Origin of the sequence: Acinetobacter sp. (assembly GCF_050285345.1) — a bacterium.
Taxonomy (GTDB): domain Bacteria; phylum Pseudomonadota; class Gammaproteobacteria; order Pseudomonadales; family Moraxellaceae; genus Acinetobacter.
The window spans coordinates 1-5,889 of the sequence record NZ_JBLZXR010000099.1 but is presented as its reverse complement, the minus strand read 5'-3'; the positions used below and the strand labels follow the sequence as shown (position 1 = coordinate 5,889).

The 5,889-nt window shown below is 38.6% G+C and carries 7 protein-coding genes; all 7 read left to right on the top strand.

Annotated features, from left to right (window positions below):
- Window positions 1-5 precede the first annotated feature (5 nt).
- The gene (locus ACN6OV_RS08500) at window positions 6-1,166 is read left to right on the top strand and encodes a replication initiation factor domain-containing protein (protein WP_427951932.1); all 1,161 of its coding nucleotides are present in this window, start codon (window positions 6-8) and stop codon (window positions 1,164-1,166) included.
- 3 nt (window positions 1,167-1,169) lie between these two features.
- The gene (locus ACN6OV_RS08495) at window positions 1,170-1,460 is read left to right on the top strand and encodes a hypothetical protein (protein ID WP_205666652.1); all 291 of its coding nucleotides are present in this window, start codon (window positions 1,170-1,172) and stop codon (window positions 1,458-1,460) included.
- Window positions 1,461-1,797: 337 nt separating this feature from the next.
- Complete coding sequence (locus tag ACN6OV_RS08490; protein WP_427951929.1) at window positions 1,798-2,034, top strand: hypothetical protein; 237 nt, start codon at window positions 1,798-1,800, stop codon at window positions 2,032-2,034.
- A 108-nt stretch (window positions 2,035-2,142) separates the two neighbouring features.
- The gene (locus ACN6OV_RS08485; RefSeq protein ID WP_427951927.1) at window positions 2,143-3,591 is read left to right on the top strand and encodes a hypothetical protein; all 1,449 of its coding nucleotides are present in this window, start codon (window positions 2,143-2,145) and stop codon (window positions 3,589-3,591) included.
- Between the two features lie 2 nt (window positions 3,592-3,593).
- A complete protein-coding gene (locus tag ACN6OV_RS08480) occupies window positions 3,594-3,887 on the top strand; it encodes a DUF2523 family protein (RefSeq protein WP_427951924.1) in 294 nt (97 codons plus the stop codon).
- Complete coding sequence (locus ACN6OV_RS08475) at window positions 3,880-5,172, top strand: zonular occludens toxin domain-containing protein (protein WP_427951921.1); 1,293 nt, start codon at window positions 3,880-3,882, stop codon at window positions 5,170-5,172. The genes ACN6OV_RS08480 and ACN6OV_RS08475 overlap by 8 nt, the downstream gene beginning before the upstream one ends.
- 371 nt (window positions 5,173-5,543) lie before the next feature.
- Complete coding sequence (locus tag ACN6OV_RS08470; RefSeq protein WP_427951919.1) at window positions 5,544-5,774, top strand: hypothetical protein; 231 nt, start codon at window positions 5,544-5,546, stop codon at window positions 5,772-5,774.
- The last annotated feature ends 115 nt before the right edge of the window (window positions 5,775-5,889 follow it).

The window sequence follows — 5,889 nt, the reverse complement described above, 5'->3', positions numbered from 1 at the left end:
ATCCGATCAAAAAACAATCAATACCACAGAGTTGTACGTGGGGAATGGGATTTTTAGAGACCCCCATTAATAAGATGGGGGTACAGGAATTTGAATCCATTCACTCCCATTTGAAAGATGCCGATTTGCCTTTGCCTTTTGAACGTCCATTCGCAGTCCCACATCTACACATGGTCATGACTTCACGCGGGGCTAAACAAGTTCAATGCCGTTTACCTGCTGACAATCAAATTGCAGTCATTGACTGGGTAAATTTCACTGATAGCTGCGGCACTTTAAACCACAAGTTTGTAAATGCGCTTAATGATGATCAAAGCATCAATGAAACAGAATTAAATTTCGCAATGGCTCTAGAAATTGAAAAACATATAGAGCACATCTTCGGATTACAGCTAACGCTTGCCGACAAAGGCAAGAAAAACATGTACCAAAGCTCGTTTGAAATTGGCGACAAGTGCGGATTTGTCTGCGTTGGTGGTCAACGAAACACATACCTAGTCATGCTTTCGGGTCGTGGCTGCTCAATGGCCAAAGAGGGTTGGGAACAACGCCTTTATACATTCCTGACAACAGTTGCAACACGTGGAAAATTAACCCGTGTAGACATTGCTCATGATGACTTTGATGGAAAACGTATCAACGTCGATTGGGGCAATATGATGGATGGCATGGGTGGATTCCAAAACGGCAACCGTCCTCCAAACGTAGAACATAAAGGCAATTGGAAACGTCCAAACGGTCGGGGTCGTACTCTCAATATCGGCTCACGTGAATCGGGCATGTATCTGCGTTTATATGAAAAAGGCAGGGCAGAGGGTGATCCAGATGATAACTGGCAACGTGCCGAAGTTGAATTTAAGTCACGTGATCGCATTTTGCCGTTCACCATGCTTTTGTCACCGTCTGAATATTTTATTGCTGCATATCCATGCTTTCAGATGCTCTCAGAAGATATACAGCCTGAACGTATCGAAACCATGAAAAAGTCAGCTTCAATCAACGCTAAACAAGCTTTAGAAATTATAAAAAAACAATACGGCAAATATATCAACGTATTTAAGAAAGTCTTTGAACCTGAAGAACTTATCAACATTATTTCGTGTTCTGATCCGTTGGCTTATCCCAAACGGTTAGATCATGTATTAGTCACTGCAATGAGGATGTAAAAAATGTCACAAATGAAAGCAAACCTAGTGGGTGCAAAAGCTACTGATTGGAAGTCTGAAGACGGTCGTCACTATGACTACGTTACGCTTTATGCACTTATTCCGATGGACACCTCTCAAGGCAATGCAGTTGGGCAGGGTGTAGCAGAATTCAAATGGCAAGATTCACGTAACTTAGTCCAGTTAAGTGGTCGTAAATTTCCGTTTGAAGTGACCTTGGAACTTGATTTTGTCTCTACTGGTAAAAGTCAAAAACAAGTGCTTACCAACGTGATTCTTCCACCGAAGGTCTAAGTATGAACATTAAATTTATGTTGTTTGGAACTGACGTTCGCGAATGTCCTAAATGCTTCAATTTAATGCACAAAAACAACATGGCTTTTCACTTAACCAAGTGCAAAGGCTAAGGGATTTACTATGACAATTCAATGTGATGCTCTTACCGTTATTAACGAAGTTCAGACATGCGTTGTCTTAGTTCAACCTCATTTGAATTGGCTTGATGAGCTAAATCAATTGCCGCCTGCAAGCGTGGCGGCAATCCTCTCAGGGACTGCTTTGGCATTCTATGTAGCAGGAATTTTACGCTTGTATCTAAAAACTATTGAACATGATGGTTAGGAGAAATCGTATGTCTCAAAAAACTAAAACACCTATGACTTGGGGTCAAAAAGTCGCTACTGGTGCAATTGTACTAGGTTCAACAATGGCTGTAGCTCATGCAGAAGATGCTGTAAACATCGACTTTTCTGCTGAGGTTGCAGGTGTAACTATCATTGCGGGATTACTTGCAATCGCGTCAGTTAAAGCTGTCCCACTGTTCGCAAAGTGGGGCATCAACAAAGCCCTCTCAATGATTGGCCGCTAACCGAAAAATCAAACGCTGGCACCTCGCCAGCGTTTGATTTTGAAGGAGTCTAATTATGCAAGTTTACTTTATTATCCTAACCGCTGTTTGCATTGGTGTTGTGCTTCTATGAACAGATTGTTGTTAATCCTGCTATCTCAGTTAGCTATAAGCACCAGTCTTATAGTTACAACCAATGTGCATGCAGCCAACGACCTTGAACGCTGGAATAGCGAAGTTGGTCGTACAGTTCGTCAAACACATTCAGATAAACTCGCTCAAACCACTTATAGAGAAATGGACTCTAGGAATGTGACTGTTTCAAAAGACATGAAAACGGTCTATCCACAAATTGAAACAAGATCACAAGTTGCTGGATCTAAAACACGTGTCGTTGCTGAAGCTGTCCTTGAAGTTGATAAGGATAAGGTTTGGAAAGATTGGAATAAAAAATTAAATAAATGGGGTAAAGGTACTGCTGGTGGTGTTGCTGGAAGTTTAATTGTCCAAGGAATTATGGATGCTGTTGATTGGGTGATGGATCCTGAAAACAATCAGATTGTTAAACGCCCAGAGCAAAATTCGAATACAGAAAATACTGAAGGTAAATATACCTCTGATTATCAGTATTTTTTTTCCGAAATAGATGGCAAATATACATATGCTTACACTCCTGAAAACTCATGTATAACTCATTTCTCATATCACAACACTGCACAACATCAACTGACTTACACATTTTCAGGAATGGAATCATCTGGTGTATGTAAAGTAAAAATAACATATGTCAAGGATGGTTCACTTTGGGGTAATTCTACTTCAACACCACAGCGCAGAGCTAACCCACATAAAACTTCAAATCCACCAACGAATGAAGTTGTATCTGATGCAGAAAAAGAACGAGTATTAAAAGACCTATTAAATGATCCTAAATATGCTGATATTGCTAATCAAATGATTGGTAACAGCTATACGATTGGATCAGATAATCCAGAACCTGATCTAAATATTGTAAATGATATTAAGGACGCTCAAAAAGGTGCTTTAAAGTCAGATGACCCTAAAGGCGATGGTCGAACCCGTACAGACCCTAAAATCGATACTGGTACAGAAATAAAGGGTGAATCGAAGACTGAAACCAAGTCTGAAACTCAAGTTGATGAAAAAACAGTAATCAACCCAGATGGATCGACTACAACTACTGGTACAAACGTTACCAATAATACAACGATTACCAATAATACTTTTGAGATTAAACCTTTTTGCGATTATGCAGCAAAGCTTTGTGATTGGTTAGATTGGACAAAAGACGAGCCTGAACTTGATGAAGACTCTGAGATTGAAATTGAAGAAGAAGAGTTAGTCGATTACGAATATTCAGAACACATAAAATTTAATGCTACATGTCCTTTTTCACCTAGAACTGAGATTTTTCCCATGGGAATTTTGGGCGATCTTCGCGTAAGGGTTGATTTTAGCTACTTCTGTGAAATAGCTACCATGATGAAAAGTTTTGTTGTTGCGCTTTCGGGCTTTATAGCTGTTCTCATGTTGGCTTATGCAGCTAAGGATATTTAACTATGTTCAAGATATTTGCAAATATTGCTGAATGGATAGGCAAACATTCCGTTAAATGGTCACTAGCTGGCGCGGGCTTATCAATTGTTAGCTTTGTTGTTACTAAACAGGCCATTGAGGCAGCAATCACTAAATTACTAACAGATGCGAAAGCATCGTTAACTACAGACGTCATTTCGCTAATGGGCTTAGCGGGGATTGATATTTTAATTTCTACTATCGTGAGTGTCGGTATTTTTATTCTCTCACTTAAAGCCAGTAATTTAACAATTAGAAAGGGTACTACAAATGGCTGATATTCGGGGCGTAACTGGTGGTATTGGCTCAGGTAAGACCTATATCATTGTTGATGAAATTGTAAAGCTGAGAAATACTGAAGACGGCAAAAATAGAGAAATCTTTACAAATATTCGGGGCATCGATGCAAGTTTGAATTGTCAGGAATTGCCAGATCCTTGGCATAGCGCACCACAGAATGCTTTAATCATTATTGATGAGATTCAAGATTTTGTATGTTTTACTCGTGCATATTCTAACAAAATGCATCCTGATGCATTACCACTGGCGAAGATACGACATAAAAACCATGACGTTTGGTTTACAACACAGTCTTGGAAACCGATCAGCACCTTTGTACAAGGCTTGGTGAACGACCATTGGCATATCTTTGCAGTTGGTAAGAAAAAGTCACGTGTCTACAAGTGGAAAGAAGCACAAGTAAAAATCAGTAAAGCTTCAAAACAGCAGGCTTATTATGACGACGTATATGCACTCAAAGATGAAATCCATTCTCTATATAAATCTGTCGAAGATGGTGCAAAAGTCAGTCGTTCATATCATCGCAATATTAACCTGATCAGCTTTCTTGTTGGGCTGGGTATTATCCTAGCAATTGGCTTTGCTGTAGCTTATTACACAGGCTCATATGCGAAAGGTAAAACAGACACATTAGAGCAAGAAAAGTCTGAAAATACGAATGGTGAAAAAATCGATGTTCTCAACAAAGATGGGCAAAAAACTGTTGATGCAAAACAATATTCTGCCGAAGTTGATGAAAAAATTAGAACATGCCAAGAACAGTTTCAATGGACATTTGAACAATGTCGTGGCGTTTATGACAAGGAATATACAGAAGCTAGAAACAAAGAATTAGAACAAGCGACTAGAAATAATATGGATCAAGTGGTAGTTGATTATTATGATCCTGCAAAGCCATACGATGTTAAATATACACCAAAGTTCAAACCTAGGGATTTTCCACGTTTTAAGAATGCTGTTGTATTTAATGGAAAATGCACTCCATACAGTCAGCAAGGCACAGTCATGCATGAAGTCTCCAGTAAGGATTGCTTTAGATTAGCAAATGGTGATCGTCCGTTTGATTACTTTGCAGAGCAAAAACCTAGTGTTCAGCCTACATCGCCAACGTCAGATGAAAACTATAAAAAAGCATATTTAGAGAATCTCGCTCGCATTGATGCTGAACGATATTCCAAAGCACAGGATGCTGTTGTTTTAGCTGAGCAAATACCACTAGGCACTCCAATTCCTAAAGACATTACTGGAGCCAATTCATTATGAGGCTAATAGTAGACTTGTTTATGTTTTCATTAGCTCTAATAGCTGTTTTTGTTGCTTTCTATTTATACATTTATCCATTTTATTTGCTGTAGGTATTTATCATGATTGATTATGAAAAATGGGTTTTTGCTTTGGGTGTAGGTATTACGCTATGGGCATTATTTACGTGCATTAGTCCTACAGTTAGATTTTTTAGAGAACGACAACGTAATAAAAGATTCAGGTGATAACTTTTAGAATGAGTGTCTACGAGTGATTCGGGCTATTAAAATTTCAAAACCTTCTTTCCCTGATTACAGCTCCCGTTTAAACTCTAAGCTATAAAAACAGAGCGTCCGTATGGCGCGAACTGATTGTAGGGGCTTGATTAAATGAAAGATGTACGTCCGCAAAACGTAGAAGAAAACCGAAAAATAGACGCAAATAATCGTTTAAAAGAGAAAAGGGCTCTTAAGCGTCAACAAAAGGTTGATGCTGTGACAAACAATAGCTTTTTCAAAAGGTTAAAAACCATTTATAACAGTAAATGGTTCTTCTGGTTTGGCATTATTTGTTGGATTCATTTGATTTATAAGTTCAGCTCGAAATTTATATTTAACTAGTGAAATCTGTTAAATATAAAATTGAGCATATAGGCATAAATAAGATGCCGGTAAAGATTTATGCGTGTAAACCCACATTTGTACAAAACTGGAAGCTATGACAGATCAAAGGGCG